Origin of the sequence: Enterobacter sp. SST3 (genome assembly GCF_000286655.1) — a bacterium.
GTDB lineage: Bacteria > Pseudomonadota > Gammaproteobacteria > Enterobacterales > Enterobacteriaceae > Enterobacter > Enterobacter roggenkampii.
In genome coordinates, this window is sequence record NZ_ALNS01000039.1 from 33,081 (window position 1) to 58,662 (window position 25,582).

General features: G+C 52.4%; 24 protein-coding genes and 1 tRNA gene. 8 read left to right on the plus strand and 17 right to left on the minus strand.

Going from position 1 to position 25,582, the window contains the following annotated elements; translation table 11 throughout:
• The first annotated feature begins 5 nt into the window (after window positions 1–5).
• Both lsrF and lsrG read left to right on the plus strand, forming a co-directional pair.
• Window positions 6–893, plus strand: coding sequence for a 3-hydroxy-5-phosphonooxypentane-2,4-dione thiolase (gene lsrF, locus B498_RS01995; RefSeq protein ID WP_008503161.1), 888 nt, complete (start codon window positions 6–8; stop codon window positions 891–893).
• Entirely contained in the window at window positions 890–1,183 is a 294-nt protein-coding gene (gene lsrG, locus B498_RS01990; protein WP_008503162.1) for a (4S)-4-hydroxy-5-phosphonooxypentane-2,3-dione isomerase, read from the plus strand. The genes lsrF and lsrG overlap by 4 nt, the downstream gene beginning before the upstream one ends.
• 101 nt (window positions 1,184–1,284) lie before the next feature.
• On the opposite strand, the gene B498_RS01985 is transcribed toward lsrG, so the two are convergent.
• The 10 genes from B498_RS01985 to ygjG form a co-directional block, all read right to left on the minus strand.
• Window positions 1,285–1,584, minus strand: a complete 300-nt coding sequence (locus B498_RS01985; RefSeq protein WP_008503163.1) for a hypothetical protein — start codon at window positions 1,582–1,584, stop codon at window positions 1,285–1,287.
• Complete coding sequence (locus B498_RS01980) at window positions 1,581–2,282, minus strand: fimbria/pilus periplasmic chaperone (protein ID WP_025912528.1); 702 nt, start codon at window positions 2,280–2,282, stop codon at window positions 1,581–1,583. Before B498_RS01980 ends, B498_RS01985 begins: the two co-directional genes overlap by 4 nt.
• A gap of 10 nt (window positions 2,283–2,292) precedes the next feature.
• Window positions 2,293–2,823: a fimbrial protein gene (locus B498_RS01975; RefSeq protein WP_008503165.1), complete on the minus strand. Its 531-nt coding sequence runs from the start codon at window positions 2,821–2,823 to the stop codon at window positions 2,293–2,295.
• A gap of 9 nt (window positions 2,824–2,832) precedes the next feature.
• Window positions 2,833–3,378, minus strand: a complete 546-nt coding sequence (locus B498_RS01970; RefSeq protein WP_008503166.1) for a fimbrial protein — start codon at window positions 3,376–3,378, stop codon at window positions 2,833–2,835.
• 10 nt (window positions 3,379–3,388) lie between these two features.
• Complete coding sequence (locus B498_RS01965; protein WP_008503167.1) at window positions 3,389–4,396, minus strand: fimbrial protein; 1,008 nt, start codon at window positions 4,394–4,396, stop codon at window positions 3,389–3,391.
• A complete protein-coding gene (locus B498_RS01960; protein WP_008503168.1) occupies window positions 4,397–7,024 on the minus strand; it encodes a fimbrial biogenesis usher protein in 2,628 nt (875 codons plus the stop codon).
• Between the two features lie 77 nt (window positions 7,025–7,101).
• On the minus strand, window positions 7,102–7,809 hold the full coding sequence (locus tag B498_RS01955) for a fimbria/pilus periplasmic chaperone (RefSeq protein WP_008503169.1): 708 nt from the start codon (window positions 7,807–7,809) through the stop codon (window positions 7,102–7,104).
• 45 nt (window positions 7,810–7,854) lie between these two features.
• On the minus strand, window positions 7,855–8,388 hold the full coding sequence (locus tag B498_RS01950; protein ID WP_008503170.1) for a fimbrial protein: 534 nt from the start codon (window positions 8,386–8,388) through the stop codon (window positions 7,855–7,857).
• A gap of 72 nt (window positions 8,389–8,460) precedes the next feature.
• A complete protein-coding gene (locus tag B498_RS01945) occupies window positions 8,461–9,003 on the minus strand; it encodes a fimbrial protein BcfA (protein WP_008503171.1) in 543 nt (180 codons plus the stop codon).
• 511 nt (window positions 9,004–9,514) lie between these two features.
• Window positions 9,515–10,894, minus strand: a complete 1,380-nt coding sequence (ygjG, locus tag B498_RS01940) for a putrescine aminotransferase (RefSeq protein WP_008503172.1) — start codon at window positions 10,892–10,894, stop codon at window positions 9,515–9,517.
• Between the two features lie 436 nt (window positions 10,895–11,330).
• Here ygjG and B498_RS01935 point away from each other — a divergent pair, with 436 nt between their 5' ends.
• Window positions 11,331–12,851 carry a PAS domain-containing methyl-accepting chemotaxis protein gene (locus B498_RS01935; protein ID WP_008503173.1) on the plus strand — a complete coding sequence of 507 codons (1,521 nt, stop codon included), beginning with the start codon at window positions 11,331–11,333 and terminating at the stop codon, window positions 12,849–12,851.
• Window positions 12,852–13,188: 337 nt separating this feature from the next.
• Window positions 13,189–14,748, plus strand: coding sequence for a methyl-accepting chemotaxis protein (locus B498_RS01930; RefSeq protein WP_008503174.1), 1,560 nt, complete (start codon window positions 13,189–13,191; stop codon window positions 14,746–14,748).
• On the opposite strand, the gene B498_RS01925 is transcribed toward B498_RS01930, so the two are convergent.
• Entirely contained in the window at window positions 14,745–15,239 is a 495-nt protein-coding gene (locus B498_RS01925; RefSeq protein WP_008503175.1) for a PadR family transcriptional regulator, read from the minus strand. The genes B498_RS01930 and B498_RS01925 overlap by 4 nt on opposite strands.
• 146 nt (window positions 15,240–15,385) lie before the next feature.
• On the opposite strand from B498_RS01925, the gene B498_RS01920 reads away from it, so the two are divergent.
• A complete protein-coding gene (locus B498_RS01920; protein ID WP_008503176.1) occupies window positions 15,386–16,150 on the plus strand; it encodes a siderophore-interacting protein in 765 nt (254 codons plus the stop codon).
• Here B498_RS01920 and B498_RS01915 read toward each other — a convergent pair whose 3' ends face one another.
• Together B498_RS01915 and B498_RS01910 are read right to left on the minus strand one after the other, a co-directional pair.
• A complete protein-coding gene (locus B498_RS01915; protein ID WP_008503177.1) occupies window positions 16,151–17,320 on the minus strand; it encodes a DNA repair ATPase in 1,170 nt (389 codons plus the stop codon). It lies immediately after the preceding gene.
• Window positions 17,321–17,709: 389 nt separating this feature from the next.
• Window positions 17,710–18,201 (minus strand): Hcp family type VI secretion system effector, encoded by a 492-nt coding sequence (locus B498_RS01910; protein WP_008503178.1) that lies wholly within the window; start codon window positions 18,199–18,201, stop codon window positions 17,710–17,712.
• A gap of 299 nt (window positions 18,202–18,500) precedes the next feature.
• Between B498_RS01910 and B498_RS0121735 the strand changes: the two genes are divergently transcribed.
• Together B498_RS0121735 and B498_RS01905 are read left to right on the plus strand one after the other, a co-directional pair.
• Window positions 18,501–18,803 carry a polymorphic toxin type 44 domain-containing protein gene (locus B498_RS0121735; RefSeq protein WP_008503179.1) on the plus strand — a complete coding sequence of 101 codons (303 nt, stop codon included), beginning with the start codon at window positions 18,501–18,503 and terminating at the stop codon, window positions 18,801–18,803.
• Window positions 18,781–19,254: a hypothetical protein gene (locus B498_RS01905; RefSeq protein WP_008503181.1), complete on the plus strand. Its 474-nt coding sequence runs from the start codon at window positions 18,781–18,783 to the stop codon at window positions 19,252–19,254. Before B498_RS0121735 ends, B498_RS01905 begins: the two co-directional genes overlap by 23 nt.
• A gap of 798 nt (window positions 19,255–20,052) precedes the next feature.
• On the opposite strand, the gene B498_RS01900 is transcribed toward B498_RS01905, so the two are convergent.
• On the minus strand, window positions 20,053–20,883 hold the full coding sequence (locus B498_RS01900) for an abortive infection family protein (RefSeq protein ID WP_008503182.1): 831 nt from the start codon (window positions 20,881–20,883) through the stop codon (window positions 20,053–20,055).
• A 143-nt stretch (window positions 20,884–21,026) separates the two neighbouring features.
• Window positions 21,027–21,102 (minus strand) — tRNA-Ile (locus B498_RS01895).
• Between the two features lie 124 nt (window positions 21,103–21,226).
• Here B498_RS01895 and mug point away from each other — a divergent pair.
• Window positions 21,227–21,733 (plus strand): G/U mismatch-specific DNA glycosylase, encoded by a 507-nt coding sequence (gene mug, locus B498_RS01890; RefSeq protein ID WP_008503183.1) that lies wholly within the window; start codon window positions 21,227–21,229, stop codon window positions 21,731–21,733.
• A 98-nt stretch (window positions 21,734–21,831) separates the two neighbouring features.
• On the opposite strand, the gene rpoD is transcribed toward mug, so the two are convergent.
• Window positions 21,832–23,679 carry an RNA polymerase sigma factor RpoD gene (gene rpoD / locus B498_RS01885; RefSeq protein ID WP_008503184.1) on the minus strand — a complete coding sequence of 616 codons (1,848 nt, stop codon included), beginning with the start codon at window positions 23,677–23,679 and terminating at the stop codon, window positions 21,832–21,834.
• Between the two features lie 150 nt (window positions 23,680–23,829).
• Entirely contained in the window at window positions 23,830–25,572 is a 1,743-nt protein-coding gene (gene dnaG, locus B498_RS01880) for a DNA primase (RefSeq protein WP_008503185.1), read from the minus strand.
• Window positions 25,573–25,582 lie beyond the last annotated feature (10 nt).

The window sequence follows — 25,582 nt, forward strand, 5'->3', positions numbered from 1 at the left end:
AGCAAATGGCTGATTTAGACGACATCAAAGACGGCAAGGATTTTGGCATCGGCACGCCGCAGCAAAATGTGCCGTTCACCCTGAAGGGCTGCGGCTCGCTGGACTGGGGCATGCAGTCGCGGCTGGCGCGCATCTTCAACCCAAACAGCAACCGCACGGTGATGCTGGCCTTTGACCACGGCTACTTTCAGGGGCCGACTACCGGCCTTGAGCGTATCGACCTCTCTATCGCGCCGCTGTTTGGTGAAACCGACGTGCTGATGTGTACCCGCGGCATCCTCAGGAGCCAGGTGCCCGCCGCGACGAACAAACCGGTGGTGCTGCGCGCCTCCGGCGGTAACTCGATTCTGGGCGAACTTTCCAACGAGTGCGTGGCGGTGGCGATGGAAGACGCCCTGCGCCTGAACGTCTGCGCGGTGGCGGCGCAGGTGTACATCGGAAGCGAGTTTGAGCATCAGTCGATCAACAACATCATCAAGCTTGTCGATGCAGGGGCGCGCTACGGCATGCCGACGCTGGCGGTAACGGGCGTGGGGAAAGAGATGGCGCGTGACGCTCGGTATTTCTCGCTGGCAAGCCGCATTGCCGCCGAAATGGGGGCGCAGTTCGTCAAAACCTACTACGTGGATGAGGGTTTTGAAAAAGTCACCGCCAGCTGCCCGGTGCCGATCGTTATCGCGGGGGGCAAAAAGCTGCCGGAGCACGAGGCGCTGGAGATGTGCTGGCGCGCGATAGACCAGGGCGCGTCCGGCGTGGACATGGGGCGCAACATCTTCCAGTCCAGCGCGCCGCTCGCCATGCTGAAGGCGGTGAAGAAAGTGGTGCACGATAACTGGAATGCCCGTGATGCGTTCCAGTTCTGGCAGGAAGAGAAACAGGGAGAAGCAAAATGAACGTGACGCTGGTAGAGATCAACATTAAGCCCGAGCGGGTGGACGAGTTTCTGGAGGTGTTTCGCGCCAACCACGAGGGCGCAATCCAGGAGCCGGGGAACCTGCGTTTTGACGTATTGCAGGACCCGAGGGTGAAAACCCGGTTCTTTATCTACGAAGCCTATAAAGACGAAGAGGCGGTGCTGGCGCATAAGCAAACCCCGCACTATCTCGCGTGCGTGGATAAGCTGGAGGAGCTGATGTCGGAGCCGCGCAAAAAACGCAGCTTTGTCGGGTTATTGCCGGAGTAATGGTCTTGCCCGGTGGCGCTGCGCTTACCGGGCTTTTGGGGAAAAGGTGGAATGGTTTTGTAGGCCGGATGAGCGTAGTCCGCCCGGCTTTAGATTTTGCTTTACTGCGCTTTTTTGGCTGCGTCCTGCATCTCTTTCATTTTTTGTGCGGCCGCTTGCTGGCTTTGGCGTAGGTTTTCGCTCGCGGCAACCAGAAACTCAGGATGATTAGCCAGGTAGATAGATATCGCTTCACCCATTTTTTCCGGATGGGCGGTAAAGTAATCCTCGGCGATTTTGCCGATTTCCGTCTTCTGCTCAGCGGTAAACTCAGCGGCCTGGCTCAGCGCCGGTGCGGTCAGTGTGACGAAAACGGTCAGAACGAGGAAGGGGGCTTTATGAAAAACATGATGGGTACTCATTTCAGATTAAGGATGTTAACCACGGGCGGCATAACCCGGCCATAGTCGTTTATGGTTTGCCAGCGTATTTCGCAGCGAGGCGCCTTCTGGCACTCGTCCATTGTTCGCTGGCTAAAAGGGGCAATGATGCCCGCGTTATCAATGGATTGGTTGTTAATACGCGTCTGGAAGAGCGTCACGTAGTAGGGGGTCGGGTTCTTCACCACGAGCTGGTTTGCTGAATATGACCAGAGGATTTCCCGATACGCGTTTTCTGGATTGCCGTTTAATCCCTCAGGGCGATAGAACACTTTGAAGCTCGAACGTACGGCCATTTGCACGTTGTCGCTGCTGGTCTTACTGGCTGGAATGGTTGAGATGCTGAGGGTGAAAAGCGTTTCACGGTCAGCAGGCAACCCCTCATCGGCACGAAAAATCCTGATGCTATTTTCGCGTCCGCCCTGTAGTGCAAAAAGCGCGGGCGTTGCAACAAGCGCCGAGGTCGCCTGGGGGACAGAGGTTGCCCCTGGCCAGTTTCCGCCAGCATAAATTTTTGCGCTGACCAGCCAGGGAAGCGTGGATTTATTGCGCACTGAAACGGTAATGGAGTGCTGTTTTTCAGGATAGACGAAGCGTGTCCCCCCTATCACGACGCCTGCATGCGCAAAAGAGATGAACGTTAAGAGTGCTAAAACAGGGATCAGGATGCGCAGTTTCATCACGGTGTTATCAGGCATAAGTCAAAATAAAGGTTGCTGCAGCATTGGCTGTTCCGGGCGATACAGCGCATCCGTCAGCAAGATAACGGGCATAAAAATCAAGGGTGGCAGTAAGCTGGTTATTTGACAGCGTAAACAGCTGGCTTTCATCGCCCAGCGGTATAAGCGTTTTGTCCGGATTATAAATACCGATAGCCACGCCGCTGGCATAACCCGGACCGCCTGTCAGCGAAAGCAAATCTGCGTTGCCCTGATTGGGTGTGCCTTCAAAATGGGTACTGATGTTATTCAACCCTGCGCCGCAGTTTTCAAGATTGATAGCAAAATGTTCCCATGGCGTATTATTTTTCTGGTTCGTAAATTGCCCTGTGGCGACGTCGCTCATACGAACGATAAGATTTTCCGAATCAGGCGATATGATGCAGGTTTTGCTTTTTACGGTGCCTACAATATAAACGGTCCCGTCGTGCGCCATTGTACTCGCACTGCCCAGGTGCATCAGAATAATGCAGAAGAAAAATAACCGGAGAAACGGTTTCATTCATATTCCTTACTGATAAAGCAGGTCAAAATACATAACGGCAGTCGCATTTCCTGACGTCACAACGGGCAGCGTGGATTTATAGTGCAAATAAAACGTGAGCGTGTTATCCCCCGGCAGCAGCGGATAAAGCGAGGACTCCGTATTATTGATCGGTATTGGGGTGCGATTGGAATCCAGTAGCTCAACGCCGAGGCCCGTTGCCATCCTGCCAGGCGTTCCCTTTCCGTTATCTGAAAGTGCCAGCAATGTCGGGTTGTTCGCATCCACATTCCCGGTAAACCAAACTTTGGTGCCGGTAATGGCGCGGGTGCAACCTTTCAACGTGATATCAAACTTTGTATCCGGCGTTGTGGTGCCAACCGACGGGAAATCATCCGCGGTAAAGTCACCGAGTTCGACCGTCTGCTCAACGCTGCCTGTGTCGACGTTGCAGGACTCCCCCACGATGGTGCCGATAAACTGAACATTGAAACTGTCATTATCTGCTCTGGCGGTCTGTAAGGACAACGCCAGATTTGCCAGCAGAAACAGGAGAAAATTGCGCTTTTTCATCACCCAATCCTTATGCGAAATCAACGCGTAACAAGGCCAGAGCGGTGAACACGCCCAGTTCCGGGGAATTGCCCGTTGTGCTGATAGGATATGCTTTCAGCGTCACGTTGGCCTTGCCCGCCTCATCAGTCGTAAAAGGTGCGCTACTTGAAAAGACATTCGGTTTCAATATGTTGTCTTGCTCACTGGTAACCACGACGGCAACATCAGGATTATCCGATGCCAGCGCTTCCGGGTAGCGAGGGTCCGATGTGCCCATAACGCGCAAGGTTAATTGTGCCGGCGAGTTCACATCAGCATTACATTCAATGGGCACATTGAAGGTTTTGGGTTGAGCGTTGTCCGGCATCTGCCCGGCGCGCGTAAAATCACCGTGATAAAGAGAACCCAGATCCACCGTTACGGTTTGCCCGGCATTAATGACGCAGTTTTGCGGCACGGTAATGACGCCACTGTAGGTAATCTGGTAGACAATATTGGTCAGGCGATCGTTATTCGTCGTGGTGACGTACACATTGAACATCAATTTTGGCGGGATAACCACGGTGCCGATAAAAGGCCTGACAATTTGTAATTTAAAGATCAGGTCATTATCGTTGACCGGGAAAACGCCGCCGGTATCCACTTCATCGTGGCCGCCCATGTGAACGTACTCAATGGGGGGATAAAATTCACCAATGGTTGCGTCATTTATTTTCATGGCGCCAATAATATAATCCGGGTCAAGCTGGAGATATTTCCATTCACCATCCGTTTTGACGACCGGAAAAGGGCTCAAATAGGAGCGATAGGTGCGTTTTTCCCACTCACCCGGTGGACAGGTGGCGTTAACCTGCACATCCTGATTTTTTTCCAGCTCTGTGGAGCCACCTTTAATGTTCTGATTGGTGTTCAGCGTGGTGGTCAAATCATAGTTAACAATCGAGATGCCACCGTTAGCATTTTTACAAATATCGGCTATTCCATAAGGTGAGAATGCCAGCCCGACCACATAAAATAAAATCATCCATAATTTCATTTATATACACTCCGTTTTCAACCGCAGCAGCGGCTGTTTACTTTCAGGTAATTGATACTTCACGCTACATTGCTTGTCTGACCCTTCACCCCACTGAATTTTCAGCGTTCCCGCCGGGCTCAGGCCAGAGAGATAGACCTCTCCGTCTTCACCCACAATCGTATCGCTGCCATTGTCATCACGTGACACCATGGCACCGAAAGGAACGGGTTTGCCCCGATGGGTTAAGGTCATTAACGCACGCGTACCAGGCCGGGCTTTGAAGGTTGCACGCACAACCGCGCCACGGGTTGGGACCACATTGGTTACGGCATCATCGATATCCATATCGTCAGCCAGTGAGTTGATGTCCAGTGCCATGCGGTTGAGATGATACGAGGACGCGTAGGGAACCACGGCATAGCCTCTCCAGTCGGTATGAATACCTGGCTCGTTCTCGACCTTGACGTTACTCGCGCCCGGAGCGGCAATCAGCACGTTGGTATCACCCAGCGGCTGGCTAAGGGTGATGCCATTCCGGTGAGCAATGACGCCGCCGCTCAAACCGTAGTTCACCTGCTGGTAGTCGCCGCTTCCGCTGTAGTTATAGCCCACGTTCGCATTGCCATAGGCGCTATCGTATTCAAGGCTGCTGGAGCCTTGTGATTTGGTCCCCTGGCTTGAATACCCTTCCTGAACGCTGTAGCTCAGGTTGTTATCCTCAAGCAATGTGCCGTTGATCCCGGCATTTTGCGAGGTTTCACCCTTTTTGTCGGTGCTGATGTTGTAGGTGGCATAAGCATAGTTATGCTTCTGGCTGACATCGTTTTGTGGACGCAGCCACAGGCTCAATGGCAGCGACAAATTCAGCGCGTAAATCTCGTCGCTTTTCGACATGCCCGGTGATTTGTTGTAGTTGTAGGACAGGCTGTAGGACACATCTTTAATGGTTCCGCTAAAGCCTACCTGGAGTAGCGTATTTTTTTCATCGGTATGCCAGTAGGTCTGTTGGCTGCCCGTGACAAAGAGCGAACCTGCATGACCAAGCTGCTGAGAGATGTTGAACTGAACCTTTCCTCGCTTGGTGTAGTACAGATTGTAATAATCCATCCAGGGATTTTGCTGTTCGGTATCGTTGTCCTCGTGGTCACCCGTGTAGCCGCGCATTTGCTTATAGGCTGTTTCATCCAGGGAATAGAATCCCGAGGTCGAGTACCGGTAGCCCAGCAGCTGAAAGTTAGTGCCGAGGCCGTTAAGGGATTTTGCATACAGAAAACGGATCGATTGCCCTGAATGCGTGCTGTCATCCGCCAGCGTGCTCTTCGCGTGAGTCACATCCGCAGAGATAGCGCCCAGTTCACCCATATTCAGGCCGGTGCCGAATGCCAGCGAGTGGTAATTGTTGGTTATCTGCGATCCGCTATACAGCGTGAAGCCATGCGAAAGCCCCCAGATTAGAGACCCCTGAACGAAATTAACCTCGTCCTGTTGATCGCTGCTGCTGCGGTATTCGGCCGCTGTTAATGCGTACTTTACGCGGCCTTCACGCTGGAGTACGGGAACGGTGGAATAAGGCACGGAATAGCTGTTGATGCTACCGTCAGATTCTTTTACCTCAACACTGAGGTCACCGCTTGAGGACGTGGGAAACAGGTCGCTAATCGCAAATGCACCCGGTGGAACATAGCTTTGATAAATGGTGTAGCCATTTTGCTTAATGGTTACCTGAGCATTGCTTTTTGCGATACCCCGGATCGTGGGCGCGAAACCCTTCAGGCTATCGGGCAGCATATTGTCATCAGAGGCGATTTGCGCACCGCGAAAAGGGAGGCTGTCAAATACGTCTGATGGGGTGTAGCTGTCACCCAGCGTCAGTCTTCCTTTCAGCGGAATGACCGCGCGTTCAACATAGGTATTAATGTGCTGCCAGTTGTCGCTGCGTGAGTCATCGCTGTTGTGATAATTCCAGCTTGAGTAATCCCTTAACCGCCACGGGCCAAGGTTCAACCCGCTGTTAAGCCCGAGGAAATAGCTTTTACTGGTTGAGTTGCTCTCCCCCCGATCGCGGCTACGAGAGCCGGTGAAGTTATAATTCAGCAGGAGGGCATTAATGCCTTCATCCCATTGTTCAGGCGGAATATATCCGCGTGCGCTATTCCTCAGGGCGGCTTGCGGGATACTGATATCCAGCCGCTGATGCTCAAAATCAAAGGTGGTTGATGAGGCGGGAATGATTGACGCAATATCAATACAGCTGTCCGTTTTTTCCGCCGTCAGCGCAGGAAACGCCTGAAGGTTAACGCCCAGGTTTTCCAGCGCTTTTGCTGATAAACAGGCGGTCAGACCGGTATCATCCGCCTGCGGTTGTGCCGTCGACGCCGTATTTCTTGCCGTAAAGGTGATATCGCGAGTCGCCACAAACGCCCCGTTAAGCCAGAGATCGACACGATAAACGCCTGGTGCCTGGCCATTGGTGGAAAACCGCGACAGGTCAGCAACGGCAGAGGGATCGCTAGACAAAAATGCCGGGTTGAAAAAATATTCTGCACTTGCATCTGATGGCGATAGCAATCCTGCTATCGCCATCGCCACTGGCGTAAGGGATGTTAAAGAAAATGTGCTAAAAATCAGTGAAGTATTACGTTTCATCTCTTTTCCCTGCAGTAAATGCTAAGTACTTCCTTCCTTGAAGACAAAATGCAGGTCTGCTATTTCATTTCAGGTTGTTAATGGGAACAAATCTGCGTAGGGGTATTTGCGCCGAAATCATTCACTGTCTGGAATTTCACACTACCGGAACCGCCGCCGGGGATATCCACCGTCAACGTGTTTTTAGGTGCGACCATTGAATTGGGAAGACGGGTTCCCCCAACAAAGAACTGCACCAACGATACGTAATACGGTGATGGATTCGTTATGATGACTTTTCCATTTTCTGTCCGACACGTCAGCGTTTTGGGCGCATCCACGGAAAGGGATGTTAATTTCTTAGGGCGAATGAATAACTTAATCACACTCTGTGTTGCTATTTGCAGCGTATTGCCCTGAAGCTTATTTTTATCGACAGACGGAATAGCCTTGCTGTTCAGATAGAAAACAGTTTCGCGATCGGCAGGAAGGTCGGGGCCGATATACATAATACGCAGCGTGTTCTCTTTCTTAGGGTGGATAACAAACAACGGTGGCGTAAGGATAAAGTCTGGTGACTTGATACCCTCAACGTTGGCTACCCATGATTGTATTAAGAACGTATTGTCTGCCGACGAATTGATCACCGGTAATGAAACCTGTTTATCCCCCTGCGGATAAATGACGCGGGTAGCCCCTAAAGCAATTCCACCTGCAGAGGCATTCGTTGCCAGACCCATTGTCAGCAGTAACGTACCAGCCATCATCAGGCGAGACAAAGACGTAGGTGATGTGTTCATTTGCATTGTTCCCTCAATTCTCATGACGAGGCACTCGGGCCTCTGAGTGTTTTACTGGTAGACGACGTTAAACCATACCTGGGCGTCGGCCGTACCAGCCTGAACGTGCGGTTGTGTGGAGCGGTATTTCGCCATAAAACGCAGAACATTGGCGCCGTTCTGCAAGGGGGCGTAGCAGGGCGGGGCTGTATCCGGAATAAGTAGATGGCCGGTTGCGTCAAATATTCCCACACCAATCCCCTGCGCTGCGCCTGCGCCATAACCTGCGCGAAAAATTTGCGGGTCTTTTGCATCGGACTCGCCGCTGAACAGTACGCCCGCACGTTGACTGACGCTGGTATCGCAGTCTTCTAGCGTTATCTGAAAGGCTGTCGGTGCTGCCCAATCGCCCGTTGCGGCAAATTCGTTATTGCGTATTTGGCCCATACGCACAATCTGGTCCTGACTTTCTGCACTGACGGAACAGCCGGTGTTGACGACTTGCCCCTGAAAATGCACGCTTCCGTCGTCAATTGCCGAGGCGGGCAGTGCAACGCACAGCAATACGCTGAAAAACAGCACTGATTGCCTGGTGACCTGTCGCATAGTGACTCCGTTTCGATGGATCGGCAAAACACCCCCGAATCAGATTCCGGGGGTGTTACTGCAGCTAACGAATCAGGAGTAAACCATCTGGAATGTTGCAGTCGAGGATACGTTACCCGGCGTGGCCGCACCGGTAGCGATGTAGTCAACGCTCAGCGGGATGGTGTTCTCGCCATTGATCAGCTTCACGTTGGAGGAGGTATCACCGATATTGAGTACGTTACCATCCGGTCCGAACAGTTGCAGTGCGACGTTAGTTGCTGAGCCAGCTCCCGCTGTGTTAGCCAGTGAACCTGCCAGTGCTGCGTCTTGCTGACCGTTGAAAATCACAGCGGCGTTCTGGCTTACCGTGGTGTCGCAATCTTCCAGAACGATTTTGAAATCTTCTTTCTGGTTCGCCTGCATTCCTTTTGTCGTCAATTTCACAGTACGAACCTGGCTCAGCGTTACAGTCTGATCTACGGAGTCAGCTGCGACCGAACATGCAGCATTAACAACCTGGCCAACGAAGTTAACCGTACCGCCAGAAACCGTGACGGTGTCTGCCTGTGCGTTCATCGCTACGCCACTTACCATTGCCGTTGCAATGACCATTGCTAAAACGTGCTTTTTCATACAAATCCTTTTAAATAAACATCTTTCTGTCAAATTGAAATTGAGTAAAAGCTATATGCTTTCACAGCGTGAACTTGAATAACGTTTAACAAGTTCCGTTATTTAGAATATGCATTTCGCATAATGGACGGGCTTATTGAAAAGCTCTTTTCATCATGTTTATGATGTTCCGCGGCAGGTATTCTAGGAGCCGTGAAATATTATTTCAATGTATGGTGGTATAATATGCCGTTAGTTTTTTTTAGGTATAATATTAGAATTAATTAATATTTTTAAATGATGTAAGCAGTGGTGTTTTTACCGGATTTTAACAATGGGCGCCCTGTTTGCGGTCAAATAGATAAAGGTGGTGTATGGATATCGGTTTGGTTGCAAAAAAAATCATGTAAGAGAAAAGGAACTTTATAATTTTAAAAGTATAAATGTATGTCTGAAATATAATGCTATTATTTCAATTTGTAATATTTATACCAGAAAAATGAAATCCCCCTCGTTTAAGAGGGGGGATTGATCAGATCTCTTCTACGCGCACTCTGAGTGCTGCCAGCGCTTTACGTGCCGCTTTTAGCACCTGCTCACACTGCTCAATGGTCAGCGTAAGCGGCGGTTCAATACGAATGGTTTTTGCGTTATTAAGCGTTCCGGCCACCAGCACTCGCTGCCTGAACATCTCGCTCGCGAAGCTGTAGCCGATTTCGTTATCAACGAACTCAATCGCCATCAGCATCCCTTTGCCGCGCGCCTCCTGCACAAGGTCAGGGTATTCCCGGCCCAGCTGGCGGAAGCCGTCCAGCAGCATGTCGCCTTTTTGCTCCGCCTGCGCAGGCAGGTTTTGCTCCAGCAGCACGTTGATGGTCGCCAGCGCCGCCGCACAGGCCAGCGGGTTACCGCCAAAGGTGGTGGTATGCAGGAACGGATTGTCGAACAGCACCGAGAAAACTTCTTCGGTGGCGACCGTCGCGCCAATCGGCATCACGCCGCCGCCGAGCGCTTTCGCCAGGCACAGAATGTCCGGCTGCACGTTTTCGTGCTCGCAGGCGAACATCTTGCCGGTACGCCCCATGCCGGTCTGGACTTCGTCGAGGATCAGCAGCGCGCCAAACTCGTCGCACAGCTGACGCACGGCAGGCAGATAGCCCTGCGGAGGGAGGATGACGCCGCCTTCACCCTGAATGGGCTCCAGGATCACCGCCGCCACGTCATCGCCGGTTTTACGGCATTCGCTCAGCACGGTGCGCATGGCGTTAATGTCGCCGAACGGCACGTGGCGGAAGCCCGGCAGCAGCGGCATAAACGGTTTACGGAAAGTGGATTTCGCGGTCGCCGACAGTGCGCCGAGGGATTTACCGTGGAACGCGCCGCTGGTGGCGATAAAGGTGAATTTCCCGCGCGGCGACTGGTACGCTTTGGCGAGCTTAATCGCCGCTTCGACCGATTCTGTGCCGCTGTTGCTGAAGAAGCTGTATTTCAGTTTGCCGGGCGTTAAGGCCGCCAGCGTTTTCGCGAGCATGGCGCGAAGCGGGTCGAGCAGTTCCTGGCTATGGAGAGGTTGTTTCGCAAGTTGATTCTGTACGGCGGAAACCACAACTGGATTACGGTGCCCCACGTTGAAAATTCCAAAACCTCCCAGGCAATCGATAAACTCCTGTCCCTGGGTGTCGACAAGCGTGTTGAGACTTCCCGCTTGCCACTCTACGGCTCCGTAATCCCCGCCGGCGGTAACAGATTTGCGATACTCCAGAAACCCTGGATTGACGTGCTCTTTAAAGTAATCGATGACCTCACGGTTAAGTTGTTTCATCTCCTCATGATCAAGCGTTCGCTTCTCAATGAGATTCAGTGCGTGCGCGGTACAGGCAAGAGCCGAGGCGCTGGAAGGTAACCTGTTCAAAATGTGCTCCCGGGGATCGCGTATCACATGATACTGGTTTAAGTATTGCAGGGATTACGCCACTTCAGAGGCCTTAACGAAAATCGGGATAAACGCCAGGTTAAAATAATGTTGCACAATATTTAATCATGCCGAAAGAAGCCAAACGGGATTTAGCGGTACGGGGCAGCAAGTATAAAGAAAGGGGGGAAGAGCGTCGCTGCACTAAAGAGGTGCATACGCTGCAACTTAAGCGGGCATTAACAGGTCATACTTTGTCGGTAATTTCTTTGCGAAAGTATTTGAAATCAATGAATTAAAATATCGTACAAAAAGTATGGTTTAAGTCAAATCTGCGATCTTCATCAAGTTTAACAACTAAAGATAAATTGTTTACCGCCGAAAAAACATTGACCCACAAAATTAACATTCAAATAACCTGCAAGGGATGCTCACGATGTCCTCTCCAACCTATGTCACCCAGAATGAATATCCTCTGGACGATGACACCACCTTAATGTCTACCACAGACGTCCACAGTTACATCACCCACGCCAACGACACCTTTGTGCAGGTGAGCGGCTATCAGCTCGATGAGCTGACGGGCCAGCCGCACAATATGGTGCGCCATCCCGATATGCCAAAAGCTGCGTTTGCCGATATGTGGTACACGCTGCAGCAGGGCGAGCCGTGGAGCGGGATTGTCAAAAACCGGCGCAAAAACGGTGACCACTACTGGGTGCGTGCTAACGCGGTGCCGATGGTGCGCCGCGGGCAGGTGACGGGCTATATGTCGATTCGCACCAGAGCCACAGCGGAAGAGATCGCCGCCGTGGAGCCGCTCTACCGGGCGCTGAACGACGGGCGCTGTAAAAAACGTATTCACAAAGGGCTGGTGGTGGGAAAGGGCTGGCTGGGTAAACTCCCGGCCATGCCGCTGCGCTGGCGCGTGCGCAGCGTGATGGCGGTGCTCTTTGCCGGACTCGCCGCCACGCTGGCCGCCACCTCCGCAGGCTGGTTACCGCTTGCCGCCGCTGCGGTGGTGATGCTGATGGGAACGCTGCTCTTTGAGCAACAGATTGTCCGCCCGATAGAGAATGTGGCGCGACAGGCGCTGAAGGTCGCCACCGGCGAGCGCAACAGCGTGCAGCATCTTAACCGCAGCGATGAGCTGGGCCTGACGCTGCGCGCGGTAGGACAACTTGGCCTGATGTGCCGCTGGTTGATCAATGACGTGTCGAGCCAGGTGGTGAGCGTCCGTGACGGGAGCGACAGGCTGGCGCAGGGAAATGAAGATCTGAACGATCGGACCCGTCAGACCGTCGCGAACGTGCAGCAGACCGTCGCGACAATGAACCAGATGGCCGCGTCCGTTCAGAGTAACTCCGAAACCGCCGCCGAGGTGGACAAACTCTCCGTGGCCGCCAGCAGCGCGGCGACGAAAGGGGGCAACGCGATGCAAACCGTGGTTAAAACGATGGATGACATTGCCGACAGCACGCAGCGCATTGGCTCGATTACCTCTCTGATTAACGATATCGCGTTCCAGACCAACATTCTGGCGCTGAACGCGGCGGTTGAAGCGGCAAGGGCAGGGGAGCAGGGCAAAGGGTTTGCCGTGGTCGCGGGCGAAGTCCGTCATCTCGCCAGCCGCAGCGCCAGTGCGGCTAATGATATTCGTAAACTCATTGATGCCAGCGCCAGCAAGGTGCAGTCCGGCTCTGAGCAGGTTCACGCCGCGGGCCGTACGATGGATGATATCGTTGTGCAGGTGAAAAACGTGACCCAGCTTATCGCCCAGATCAGCCACGCGACCTCCGAGCAGGCAACCGGCTTATCAGAGCTAACCCGCGCGGTAGCTGAACTCGACAGCATCACGCAGAAAAACGCCGATCTGGTCGAGGAGAGCGCGCACATTTCGGCCATGGTGAAGCACCGCGCCGGACGCCTTAAGGATGCGGTGACCGTGCTCCATTGAGTCAGTCATGTTCCAAAAAAGCCGTTTATACCGTAGGGAATAAACGGCTTTTTATTTTTCTGATTGTGACTATTAATGGGGTTTATTGTTAATTTAATATTAAATAACTAAAGAAAGTGCGTCAGTTATTTATTCCTGCCTAAGTCAGTTCTTCAGAATGCTATTTCGAAAATACCCCGTTTGGCGGTCTGGTAACGATCGATGAGGCCATATTAATAGCCTGCACCTATGTATTGTGAGGATTATGAAATAAAAAAACGATCAAACTCATAAAGTTAGCGAAATCGTTACCGATAACAGCGATCGTCTGAGAAATAATCACATCGATGGAGAAAATATGTTCTTTCATGACGTAAAGATCGGCACAAAATTATTTCTGGCGTTTGGGTTCTTTATTGTCCTGATGGCGATCAGCGCAAGTGTGTCTTTGCTGAGCCTGAACCGGGCAAATAATGGGATGCAGTCCATTGTTACCCATGACTATCCGACCACGGTAAAAGCGAACCAGTTAATTGATAACTTCCAGGAATTTATTAGCACTCAACAGCTGATGCTGCTGGACGAGCAGGGTACCTACACGGGGCAATCTCAGCAGCGCCTGAAAGAGATCAGCGAGCATATCACGGTGATCCTGGGCGAGCTGAACACCGCGTTGCAGGATCAAAAGTCTCAGCAGGTGCTGGCGGATATCCGCAGCGTGCGCCAGCAGTACCTGGATTCACGCTACCGCATTCTGCAGGCGGTGCAGAACAACAACCGTGCGGGCGCCATACAGGAAATGATGACTACCACCCTCGCCGTGCAGCAGGCTTATAAAGCGAAGGTGAAGGAGCTGATCGCCATTCAGAACAGCGAAATGCAGCGTGCGGGCACGCAGGTGGAAGGAGATTTCAGGTCTAACCGTCTGCTGCTGATCCTCCTCACGCTCTTTAGCGTTGGGGCAGGCAGCCTGATTGGCTGGTTTATCGTGCGCGCCATCACCCGCCCGCTCGGTGAGGCGGTGAGTTTCGCAAAAGCGATTTCAGAGGGCGATCTGACGGGCAGCATCACGCCGCACGGCAAAGACGAAACGGGCCTGCTGCTGCATGCGCTGATGGAGATGAAGACGCGTCTGCTGGACATTGTGCAGCAGGTGCAGACCGGCTCGGAGAATATCTCCAGCGCAGCCGCGCAGATTGTCGCCGGGAACCAAGATCTGGCCGCACGCACGGAAGAGCAGGCCAGCTCCGTTGAACAGACTGCCGCCTCGATGGAGCAGATCACCGCGACGGTGAAAAATACCGCCTCGCATACCGGTGAAGCGACCAACCTTTCTGCCGATGCCGCCACGGTGGTCAAAAACAACGGTGAGATGATGAAGCAGGTGACCAGCAAAATGCGCCTGATTAACGAGACCTCCAACCGGATGTCCGACATTATCGACCTGATCGACGCTATTGCGTTCCAGACCAACATTCTGGCGCTGAACGCGGCGGTGGAAGCGGCGCGCGCCGGTGAGCACGGCCGCGGCTTTGCGGTGGTGGCAGGAGAGGTGCGCCAGCTTGCTCAGAAGAGCGCGTCGTCTGCCAGCGAAATCCGCGAGCTGATTGAGAGCTCCACCAGCCAGACCCAGGACGGGATGAATCTGGTCGAAAAAGCGAGTGGGCTGATCAACGGCATGGTTGGCAACGTGGAGGAGATGGATGCGATCCTGCGCGAGATCCGTCAGGCCAGCCATGAGCAGACGGAGGGGATCTCGCAGATCAACAGCGCGATTGGCCTGATTGATGCCACTACCCAGCAAAACTCCGCGCTGGTGGAGGAATCCGTCGCGGCGGCGGCATCGCTTAACGAACAGGCGATGCACCTGAAAGAGCTGGTACGCGTCTTCCGCGTGAGCGAGCACGCACCGGCTTAATCCAGCTGGGAGATCTCCAGCGCCGCGCGGTCAATCACGCCGATAATCTGCTTAAGCTGCGCGTCGCTGAGCTCTCCCTGATTCACCTTCAGGTCTAATACCGCCTTAAAGTTATCCAGCGCCCGCTTCATCTGTGGGTTTTTGCGCAGCTGAAAGCCGACGCTGCGCGCTTTGATACGCACCTGGATCTGTTCCAGCTGTTCCCGGTTTTCGTCCAGCCAGCGTTGTCCTTCAGCGGTAATCGCAATGCGCTTACGCCCGTTCTCTTCTTCTGTAATGGTGATAAACGCCTGATCCTGCAAATAATCCAGGGTTGGATAGATGACGCCCGGGCTCGGGGTGTAGTTCCCCTGGGTCAGGTTCTCGATCTCTTTAATCAGCTCATAGCCGTGGCTCGCGTTGCGGGTCAGGATATCCAGAATCACCAGCCGCAAATCGCCGTGGCCGAAAAAGCGCGGCCGACGTCCGCCGCCCTCGTGTTCGTGTCGCATAGTATTCCCTTTTTTTGATATATCTAAACTATATCTAAGATATATTCAGATGCAATCTAAAAGATCTTGCATTTTTCCTTATTAGTAATCATTATCATTTGAAAATTGATTTAGATATATCGTATTCACCAGAAAAGGGTCTAAAAATGGCATCTACTCGTTATCCACAGCGTGTTCGTAATGACCTGCGTTTTCGCGAGCTGACGGTGCTCCGCGTTGAGCGCGCCAGCGCGGGTTTCCAGCGCATTGTTTTAGGCGGCGAGGCGCTGGAGGGCTTTAGCTCCCGCGGTTTCGACGACCATACCAAAGTCTTTTTCCCGGCACCCGGGACGACGTTTACGCCGCCGGTGGTCACCGATGAAGGCATCGACTGGGGCGACGGCGTGCGTCCGCAGGCGCGCGACTATACGCCGCTATACGATGAGGCAAATCATGAGCTGGTTCTCGATTTCTTCATTCATGACGGCGGCATTGCCAGCAGCTGGGCGGTTGAGGCGAAAGCGGGAGACAAGCTGACCATCGGCGGCCCGCGCGGTTCGCTGGTGGTGCCGGAGGATTACGCCTGGCAGCTGTACGTGTGCGATGAATCCGGCATGCCCGCGCTGCGCCGACGCTTAGAGAGCATTGCTCAACTGCCGGTTCGCCCGGACATACACGCGGTCGTGACGGTTGGGGATGAATCGTACCAGGACTATCTGGCGCACCTGAGCGCGTTCAACATCACGTGGGTGGTGGGCCACAGCGAGCAGGCAGTCGCTGACCATCTGGCGGCGCTGAGCGTTCCGGAGGACGATTACTTTATCTGGCTGACCGGGGAAGGGAAGGTGGTGAAACGCCTGAACCGTCAGTTTGAAACCGACGCGATTGACCCACAGCTGGTGCGTGCCAGCGCATACTGGCACGCCAAATAATCAGGCTGCTGAATCCAGCTGCGCTTCGCTCACCTGATGTTCGAGCGAGGCGCGGACCTCGTGCAGCGCTTTCTCCTGCTGAGCAAAGTACGCTTCCATATTGCTCAACGACGAGACCAGCAGCCAGGACTCCTCTTTCTCCAGCTCCGCCAGCTCGTTCACTAAAATGTCGATTTGCTCGCGAACCTGCGCCATTTTTTTGCGGATACGTTCCAGATCGTTCAGCCTGTCGCTTGCCATCAATGGTTCGAAGCCCTGCTGCAGGCGGGCCACCAGCGAACGAATGGCTTTCACATCGCCGCGCTGCTTCGCCTGGTTAAGCTGTACCATCATGTTGTTGGCTTCTTCTTTCAGATCGTCCGCCACCAGATCCGGGTGGCAGAGCTTGCTCGCCTGCCGCCAGAGACGCTTGAGTTCGTTCTGGTCCTCTTGTGAAAGATGCTTACCTTTGCGCAGCCGCACTTCGGCATCGTGATGCTGTTCGCGATACTTCTCGTACTCTTCGTTGGCCTCGTCGCGCGCCTGACGCGCAGGCTCCTCCTCGCGCGTTAAGCCGCTCTCCAGCTCCAGCGCTTCGGCCAGCAGGTTGGCAATCAGATTGCTTTGCTGCTCCAGATGCTTACGCGCCTCGGCGGCCTGCACGGAGTCCGCCGGGAGATCGCGCCAGCGCTGGGTGAGCGTCGCCAGCACCTCTACCGCCTGCGCCATATAGTGCTGGCAGCGACGGTAATCCTCCTCGCGACGACGCGCTTCCGCCTGCTGACGACGCAGGTTCAGCTCCGCCAGCGTTTTACGCAGGGCGAGGATCTGCTGCATCAGCGGCCCGAGGCGGGAGAAATAGAGATCGTTGAACTCATCAAGCTGCTGCATCCGCGCGTTGCGGCGGTCAATCAGATCGCGCAGACGCTCTTCCAGCGCCTTCAGCTCCAGCTTGCTGGCCGCCACCTGCGGATCGCGCCACGGCGTCACGGCGCGCTGGCCCTGCAGCCAGGCGGTAATGGCCGCCATGGCCGCGGTATAGTTCTTCTCCTCAAGCGCCACGACGATTGCCTGCAGCTCATCGTCAAACGCTTCATTTTTCAGGCGTGTCAGCTGGCTCTGGATGATGTCGTCATCTTCCAGTTCAATGGCATTTTTAATGATTTCTAGCCGTTTGATCGGTGTGCTCATGATGCCTTTCGCTTTGGCGCTTAAGTATTTGAGTTAAGGTTAGTTGTTGTAAAAGCTACAGGAAATAATACACACGGATGATGATCGGCGCGATGGGGGATTTCTTTAGTTTTTAGGGTTTGTGAGGGTGAGCGGCACGCCGGACTATGTGTGATTGATTACGTATGTGCTTGCATAGGGTGCAGCAAAAAACAGAGGCGGTAACTGCCAGAGAATGCTTAACAGCATTAAGCATGATTAAAATACCCCGAACGTGTAAGAAGTGCGGAGAGCCGGCACCGGGTGATCGCGCGAGGTATTGCCATCGAGGGAGGCTACGTGCTGGCAAACCCAAGGTGCGAAAGAATTGGCACTAAAAACAATATAGGGCGGATTAACCGCCCTTTTTTTTACGCTGTTACACGCTCGTTCCACGCGTCTGAATATTGGACGTTCCCATCGCAATACTTCCAGGTGATCCGCTCATAGCGCAGCTGTACGCCCTCATTATGATTATGCATCTGTAAACCTGGCTCTTTGCAGTTATGCATAACGGGGTTAATGCTGACTATCCGGACGTTTTCCAACAGCATGTTGAAATACTCTACCTCTTGCCCCGCATCGTTGATTTTATACCACTCAATTTCCGCGCTTTTCAGCGTCTGCCCGGTAGCTACGGCCTTATAAAGATATGGGCTGGAGCTATCAAACTCCTTTTCTATTACGAGCGGCGCATGTAAGCGTGTACCGGTGATTTTGCCCGTGTTGTTATCGGTAGGAACTAACAGGCCGTGACTAAAAGAAAGCACCTCAATGCTTCCCTCGCGGTTTTGAACATCCACAGATCCATAAATCGGGTTGCCGCCATCGTCTCTAAGCCACAGGTAAGCAGGAATAGCCATTTTTAAAACTCCATTTTATGTAAAGAGAATAAACCCTCATTAACGGCTAAAAACCGATCGCAGGTGATACAAATTGTGTTATAGATTCGTGTTATTTAATCGGGTTACTTATTGATGTTGCAAATAAAATTAATAGATTGATCTCAAACAGTATCGCGCCGTGCTGTTGCTCTTATGTTGCTGGTTTTGCCAGGTAAAAGGGAATAACGATGGCATGTATACCGATTTACCCGCCCCGCGGGCTGGAGATATTGCGCGAACACATCAGGCTTGCGCGGGCGCGTCACGGAGTTCAGGACATGGCCACCCCGCTTACGTATACGTGGTTTTATGAGCGAGTAAGGAACGGCGGACCGTGGGATTACAAACAACAAAAACGGGCTTACGCTGACTTCGGAAATTTTCATTACGGCGCTGTGGGTTATGCAGCGTGCATCCCTGAAAAGATTTTGCTTATTGCCGCTGGCGCGGCGCAGTGGAAGGCCGGCACATCAAGGCCGGAATGGGGCAATTTTACGGGAGCCCCGCCGTTTGGTGATGATCCGATGGACCAATTTTGGATAAAGCAAGGCATAGACTATGTTAAGCAGCACCACTATTAAGGCGTTTAAGGCGTTGCATTGGGTGGCTACATTCACCATGGCTATCGTGATTGCGGGATACTGTTATTTTCAGCATATCCAGCGCTTAACGGTGAGTGACAAACTTTATGAGGTTCGCCAACTCACGCCCCGTACGTGGTTATATATAACTGAATATGACGGCTCGAACATGACCACAGGGGAAGTATATCGTTATTTTTTAGCAAGCAAGATTGACGGCGATCCGCTGGCGGCTCTCGAAAAACAACATATCGCCCCAACGCTTACCGCGAACACCGCCCGTGCGAAAGTTGACGGCATAGGCAACAATATCTCATTTACTGTTTATGGCACCGTGTACAGCTTTACAACGTCCGCATTTTTTTATGATGCTGAGGGAATAGCTGCCGCGCCGTCAATCGACTTAACGGCCCGTGGCGAGGGCTGGGGCAAGGGGAAATTTAGTCGATAGATAATTATTTATTTAAAAATCCCCTGCGGTCGTGTCAATGACTCGATGAGCCGCGTGTAAGTTTCACGGCGTACCCGTAGCGGTTCATGGATCAAAAGTACATTGTGATTGCCCGCTGGGTATTACCCATGCAGGTTAATGGCTGGGGCGAGGGGGAGATCCGGTTGATATTGTCAGGGAAGAACTTCCCTGCAAAAATTACAGCCAGAATCCCCCACATACGATCTGCGAATTCGCAGAAAATTACCGTTAAAAAACGAAACCGACACGCGGATCCGTCAAAATTACGAATTCGCAATTTGAAATGTTAAGTTTTGCTAAGGTTCTGGCGCTCGTCACAAATAACAGTTCACAGCATGAATCTCTAAAATGTGATGATGGACACGCCGGGCGCAGAACATAATATCATTTTAATTGTTGTGGTTTATGCAGTTTGCTCCACTAGCTGCAACCGGCGTGAGTGCGCCCCAAACATTACCGCACCCGCCTGCGGTTTTTGGATCATAAAAATTTTTCAGTTTTATTTTTCTTCAAACCAGACCGCCAGACCGCGCCAGTGCTGGCGGCTTTGTGGAAAACCGAAACTGAAAAGAGTGAAAAGAATTTCAGTATTTTTCAGTTTAGTGGATCTTAACAGGATCTGATTGTGAGCTTAACATTCAGAAAAATATGAATATTTTTTGATTTTTGTGAGTTGAATGGATCAAGTTATGTTGGTGCGAGGAGGGAAATAGAAACCCGCGAAACCAAGTAGGGTGCGGGTTTGTGGACAGTAATCTGTTATATAAAAACTGAAATCTATTCTTTGTTTTTCCTCTCGTCCCATGACTCAAGAATATACAAAACAAGCGTATGAGCTGAGTTAATTGCAAGCCTTGCATGGCGAGGCAGAACCTTATAGGACTTTCTTCCTGCGCCGTGTGCTGTGCTGGCATGTGTACGAAAAGCGCCAATACCATCTACTATAGAGAACAATCCTGTGAGGATTCTGCGCAGATCATTATCCTCAATGACTTGTGGATTCATACCTAAACTATCTTTCACTACCTTCCAGACGCTCTGAAGGTCTTGTTTGGCGGGCATTTGTAAACCTTCGTCTGTAATATAAATTTTGCATACAGATTCAAGAATGTTACATGCAGCCGAAACTGATTCTTTTGGCTCTTTTTGAATGTGCTCCAGGGCTCGATTGAATTCCATTTCAATCGCGGGCATGTTTCTACCTACAATTGCCTCTTGCAATGATAGCGATGGCTTCGATCCACCAGAAGCAATAAAGCCGCCTGTCATGTAAGAAAAACCGTATTTAGCCAACATTTTATTTACGTTTTCTTTGAAGGTTGGCTCGTTTTTGTTATCTGCAAGAAAGCTGAACGGCGATGGTGTAGCGTAAGATTCCTCACTCTCCATGTATCCCTCGATCAACTTGCCGAGTACCGATAAAGGGTCTTCGCATACTTTATTAATTCTACGTAACCATTCTAAAGCTTTTACATGCTTTGAACCTTCGGGAGCATCTCCCGGAGCATCGGCATAGAAAAAAAGACTATCTAAACTAGCGTGGGTTTCTACGGATGATATGTGATCGGCTACAACTGACACTAAAGGCTGCGGAATTTTTCTTTCCATTTTCCTCTAACTCGTCGTTTGAAATGTTGGTGCGTTGGCTCGCAGTGGCTAAGTCGTGCGACACTTTTGCGACACAACGGAAGAGAATAGCTAGTTTTACAAGGATTTGCGATGGATATATTGCTGATACTAAAGGGAAAATTTGGTGGCCCCTGCTGGACTTGAACCAGCGACCAAGCGATTATGAGTCGCCTGCTCTAACCACTGAGCTAAGGGGCCGTGGCGGTGAATTATAAAGTAACTCCCCGCAGCAATCCAGCCATTCACACCTGCCTGCTGTTTTTATAAACAACGCATTATCAATCCTTTATACTTCCATAACGATGTATCAGCGGGAGTAAAGATGATCAACGACATTCTGGCCCCTGGCCTGCGGGTGGTGTTCTGCGGAATCAACCCGGGCAAGTCCTCGGCGCACACCGGTTTTCACTTTGCCCATCCGGGCAATCGCTTCTGGAAGGTGATCTACCAGGCCGGGTTTACCGACAGGTTACTCAAGCCCGAAGAGGAGCAGCATCTGCTGGACACGCGCTGCGGAATTACAATGCTGGTCGAGCGGCCGACGGTACAGGCAAGCGAGGTCAACCTGCATGAACTGCGCAGCGGCGGGCGGGAGCTGGTGAAGAAGATTGAAGACTACCAGCCGGCCGCGCTGGCGATCCTCGGCAAGCAGGCCTACGAGCAGGCATTCAGCCAGCGTGGGGCTAAGTGGGGTAAGCAGAGCATCATGATTGGCGTTACGCAGGTGTGGGTGTTGCCGAACCCGAGCGGGCTCAACAGGGCGACGCTGGACAAGCTGGTGGAGGCCTACAGGGAGCTGGATGAGGCGCTGATGGTGCGGGGGCTTTAGGGACCTCTACGGCCTGATGCCCTCACCCTGACCCTTTCCCACAGGTCGAGGCAATAAAAAAAGCTCCCCGAGGGGAGCTTTTTCACTGTCAGAACAGATTAGTCGTCCAGGAAGCTACGCAGCACTTCAGAGCGGCTTGGGTGACGCAGCTTACGCAGCGCCTTCGCTTCGATCTGACGGATACGTTCGCGGGTAACGTCGAACTGTTTACCCACTTCTTCCAGCGTGTGGTCGGTGTTCATATCGATACCGAAACGCATACGCAGGACTTTCGCTTCACGGGCGGTCAGGCCAGCCAGAACATCGTGCGTTGCGGCACGCAGGCTCTCGGTGGTGGCAGAGTCAAGCGGCAGCTCGAGGGTGGTATCCTCGATGAAATCACCCAGATGCGAATCTTCATCATCACCAATTGGTGTTTCCATGGAGATTGGCTCTTTGGCGATCTTCAGCACTTTACGGATCTTGTCTTCCGGCATCAGCATGCGCTCGGCCAGCTCTTCCGGCGTCGGCTCGCGACCCATCTCCTGCAGCATCTGGCGGGAAATACGGTTGAGCTTGTTGATGGTCTCAATCATATGCACCGGAATACGGATGGTGCGCGCCTGATCCGCGATAGAGCGGGTAATAGCCTGACGGATCCACCAGGTTGCGTAGGTGGAGAACTTGTAACCACGACGGTATTCAAACTTGTCTACCGCTTTCATCAGACCGATGTTGCCTTCCTGAATCAGATCCAGGAACTGCAGACCGCGGTTGGTGTATTTCTTGGCGATAGAGATAACCAGACGCAAGTTCGCTTCAACCATCTCTTTCTTCGCACGGCGGGCTTTCGCTTCACCGATGGACATGCGACGGTTGATGTCTTTAACCTGCTCGATGGTCAGGCCGGTCTCTTCTTCAATCTGCTGCAGCTTCTGCAGGCCGCGATACACGTCTTCTTTCACGTCGTGCAGCTTTTCAGACCACGGCTTGTTCATCGCGATAGCCGCGTTGAACCAGGTTTCGCTGGTTTCGTTGCCGGTGAAGAGGGTGATGAAGTTCTTCTTCGGCATTTTGCACTGCTCAACGCACAGCTTCATGATAATGCGTTCCTGGGTACGTACGCGATCCATCATCACGCGCATGCTGTTCACCAGGTAGTCGAACTGTTTTGGCACCAGGCGGAACTGTTTGAACACTTCAGACAGTTTCAGGATCTCTTCCTGAGCGGCTGCGTGGCTGCGGCCTTTCGCTTTGATGGTGTCACGCGTCACTTCGTACTGGGTACGCAGCTCGGCAAACTTCTCGCGCGCCAGTTCTGGGTCGATGCTGTTGTCATCATCGGCGCTGTCGTCGTCGCTCTCTTCCTCATCTTCGTCTTCGTCATCATCCATCTCTTCCTGAGACAGTTCAGAACCGACGTGAGTGGCGGTAGGTGCCATATCTTCTTCAGCGTTCGGGTCGACAAAACCGGTGATCAGGTCAGACAGGCGCGCTTCTTCCGCTTCAACGCGATCGTACTGCTCCAGCAGATAGGTGATCGCTTCCGGGTACTCAGCAACAGAGCACTGAACCTGGTTGATCCCGTCTTCGATGCGTTTTGCGATGTCAATTTCGCCTTCGCGGGTCAACAGTTCAACGGTACCCATTTCGCGCATGTACATGCGGACCGGGTCAGTGGTACGCCCGATTTCAGATTCCACGCTGGACAGTACCTGTGCAGCAGCTTCTTCCGCATCTTCGTCAGTGTTGTTGGAGGTTTCAGCCAGCAACAGATCATCGGCATCCGGTGCTTCTTCCATCACCTGAATGCCCATGTCATTGATCATTTGGATGATGTCTTCGATTTGATCTGAATCGACGATATCTTCCGGCAGATGGTCATTGACCTCGGCATAGGTCAGATAGCCTTGCTCCTTACCACGTTGGACAAGAAGTTTCAGCTGTGACTGCGGGTTTTGCTCCATAAGACGGTATCCACACTTAATTCGTTTGATTGGTGTCGGCGATGGGGCTGCCAACCTTTAAAGCGAGGGCGTACTTATATTTTTGCCGCTGCCTCTCAGTGCGGCTGCCGGGGGCTTCCCGATCGATATTCGGCACTTAAGCCGTTAAATTTATTTTTTTTCCAGGGCTTGTCTGATTTCCCAGAACTCCCTGCGTTCTTCACTGCTTAAACCGTGCGTGCGATCGCGAGCTATCAACTCTTCCTGTCGCTGTTCAAGCATTGAATCAAAAATTCGGTTTAGCGTGTCGGTGAACATTTTTTCAACGTTCTCATCCTTTATATCGTTCCAGGCTGAGAGTTTTTCAAGTGTTGAGTATTCACTTGTCCCGCGATAGTTCTCTAAAAGCTGACCCGTATTCAGGCCTGGCTGGGCTACACAAAGACTCACCAGCTCGTTGAACAGGCTGAGTCCAGGTAGTTTGCTCTGCGCCAGCCCGTGTAGCGGTGGCACCAGCGGTGCCAGATTCGGGTTTTGGACCAGCAGTCCTATAAGTATACGCATAGGAGTTTGTTTTATCTGCTGAGTGGGTCGTACGACACCATTTTCTGCCTGTTTTGGCATTAAACGATCGAGTTGACCGTCGTCAAAAATGCCCAACTTCAGACCCAGCATCTGGCGCAGTTGAATACGGTGCGCATCGCCAGGGACCTGACTGATAAGCGGTAGCGCGAGCGCGGCCAACTGCGTACTGCCATCTGGTGAACTTAAATCGACCTGCGGCAACAGACTGTTAAACAGAAACATTGAGAGCGGCTGAGCCTGCTCCATCCGTGCTTCAAATGCCTCTTTGCCTTCTTTACGAACCAGCGTATCCGGGTCTTCACCGTCGGGCAGAAACATAAAGCGTAGCTGACGACCATCTGTCATGTAAGGCATTGCCGTTTCCAGCGCACGCCATGCAGCATCTCGTCCTGCGCGGTCGCCGTCGTAACAACAAATGACGTTATTTGTTGCCCGGAATAACATGTGCATATGGTCGGCGGTGGTCGATGTTCCTAGCGAAGCAACGGCATAATGAATACCGTATTGCGCCAGTGCGACAACATCCATATATCCTTCCACAACCAACAGTCGCTGTGGCTCAGCCTGATGTTGCTGCGCTTCATAAAGGCCATACAGCTGGCGGCCTTTATGGAAAATATCGGTTTCCGGGGAGTTAAGGTATTTCGGCGTATCGTTACCCAGAACGCGGCCACCGAATCCAATAACCCGACCCCGTTTGTCGCGAATCGGAAACATCACGCGATTGCGGAAACGGTCGTAAGTTCTTCCCTGGTCGTTGTTGACCAGCATTCCGGCGTCGAGCAGCAGCTTCCTGTTGTCGACATTACCACCGAAACGTTTTAACGCGTTGTCCCAGCCTGGCGGTGCAAAACCAATAGCAAACTGCTGAACAATCTCGGCACTTAAACCGCGTTGCTCTAGATACCGACGTGCAGGCTCTGCATTGGGTTGGGTGAAGGATTGCTGATAAAAATCATTTAACCCTTCCATTAACTGATAGAGATTTTGCCGTTGATGGCGTTCTATCTGACTTAGGCCTGTTCCAGCTTCATACGGCACTTCAAGGTTATGCATTGCCGCCAGCTCTTCGACGGTTTCAACGAACTCGAGCTTGTCGTAGTTCATTAAAAAATCGACGGCATTACCGTGAGCACCACAGCCGAAGCAATGGTAAAACTGCTTTTCACCGTTTACGGTGAAGGAGGGGGTTTTTTCGTTATGGAACGGACAGCACGCATGGTAATTCTTGCCCTGCTTCTTCAGCTTTACCCGCGCGTCGATGAGATCGACGATGTCGGTTCTGGCGAGCAGGTCATTGATGAAAACGCGTGGGATTCTTCCGGCCATATGCCCCAAA

Bases quoted from the DNA above. Each gene is read 5' to 3' on its own strand.
- rpoD (WP_008503184.1), bottom strand. From the start codon at position 23,679: ATGGAGCAAAACCCGCAGTCACAGCTGAAACTTCTTGTCCAACGTGGT.
- B498_RS01925 (WP_008503175.1), bottom strand. From the start codon at position 15,239: ATGCGACACGAACACGAGGGCGGCGGACGTCGGCCGCGCTTTTTCGGC.
- B498_RS01965 (WP_008503167.1), bottom strand. From the start codon at position 4,396: ATGAAATTATGGATGATTTTATTTTATGTGGTCGGGCTGGCATTCTCA.
- dnaG (WP_008503185.1), bottom strand. From the start codon at position 25,572: ATGGCCGGAAGAATCCCACGCGTTTTCATCAATGACCTGCTCGCCAGA.
- B498_RS01930 (WP_008503174.1), top strand. From the start codon at position 13,189: ATGTTCTTTCATGACGTAAAGATCGGCACAAAATTATTTCTGGCGTTT.
- B498_RS01945 (WP_008503171.1), bottom strand. From the start codon at position 9,003: ATGAAAAAGCACGTTTTAGCAATGGTCATTGCAACGGCAATGGTAAGT.
- B498_RS01900 (WP_008503182.1), bottom strand. From the start codon at position 20,883: ATGGAAAGAAAAATTCCGCAGCCTTTAGTGTCAGTTGTAGCCGATCAC.
- B498_RS01915 (WP_008503177.1), bottom strand. From the start codon at position 17,320: ATGAGCACACCGATCAAACGGCTAGAAATCATTAAAAATGCCATTGAA.
- B498_RS01985 (WP_008503163.1), bottom strand. From the start codon at position 1,584: ATGAGTACCCATCATGTTTTTCATAAAGCCCCCTTCCTCGTTCTGACC.
- B498_RS01920 (WP_008503176.1), top strand. From the start codon at position 15,386: ATGGCATCTACTCGTTATCCACAGCGTGTTCGTAATGACCTGCGTTTT.
- B498_RS01975 (WP_008503165.1), bottom strand. From the start codon at position 2,823: ATGAAACCGTTTCTCCGGTTATTTTTCTTCTGCATTATTCTGATGCAC.
- B498_RS01955 (WP_008503169.1), bottom strand. From the start codon at position 7,809: ATGCAAATGAACACATCACCTACGTCTTTGTCTCGCCTGATGATGGCT.
- B498_RS01935 (WP_008503173.1), top strand. From the start codon at position 11,331: ATGTCCTCTCCAACCTATGTCACCCAGAATGAATATCCTCTGGACGAT.
- lsrG (WP_008503162.1), top strand. From the start codon at position 890: ATGAACGTGACGCTGGTAGAGATCAACATTAAGCCCGAGCGGGTGGAC.
- B498_RS01905 (WP_008503181.1), top strand. From the start codon at position 18,781: ATGTTAAGCAGCACCACTATTAAGGCGTTTAAGGCGTTGCATTGGGTG.
- B498_RS01960 (WP_008503168.1), bottom strand. From the start codon at position 7,024: ATGAAACGTAATACTTCACTGATTTTTAGCACATTTTCTTTAACATCC.
- B498_RS0121735 (WP_008503179.1), top strand. From the start codon at position 18,501: ATGGCCACCCCGCTTACGTATACGTGGTTTTATGAGCGAGTAAGGAAC.
- B498_RS01950 (WP_008503170.1), bottom strand. From the start codon at position 8,388: ATGCGACAGGTCACCAGGCAATCAGTGCTGTTTTTCAGCGTATTGCTG.
- B498_RS01970 (WP_008503166.1), bottom strand. From the start codon at position 3,378: ATGAAAAAGCGCAATTTTCTCCTGTTTCTGCTGGCAAATCTGGCGTTG.
- lsrF (WP_008503161.1), top strand. From the start codon at position 6: ATGGCTGATTTAGACGACATCAAAGACGGCAAGGATTTTGGCATCGGC.
- mug (WP_008503183.1), top strand. From the start codon at position 21,227: ATGATCAACGACATTCTGGCCCCTGGCCTGCGGGTGGTGTTCTGCGGA.
- B498_RS01980 (WP_025912528.1), bottom strand. From the start codon at position 2,282: ATGAAACTGCGCATCCTGATCCCTGTTTTAGCACTCTTAACGTTCATC.
- B498_RS01910 (WP_008503178.1), bottom strand. From the start codon at position 18,201: ATGGCTATTCCTGCTTACCTGTGGCTTAGAGACGATGGCGGCAACCCG.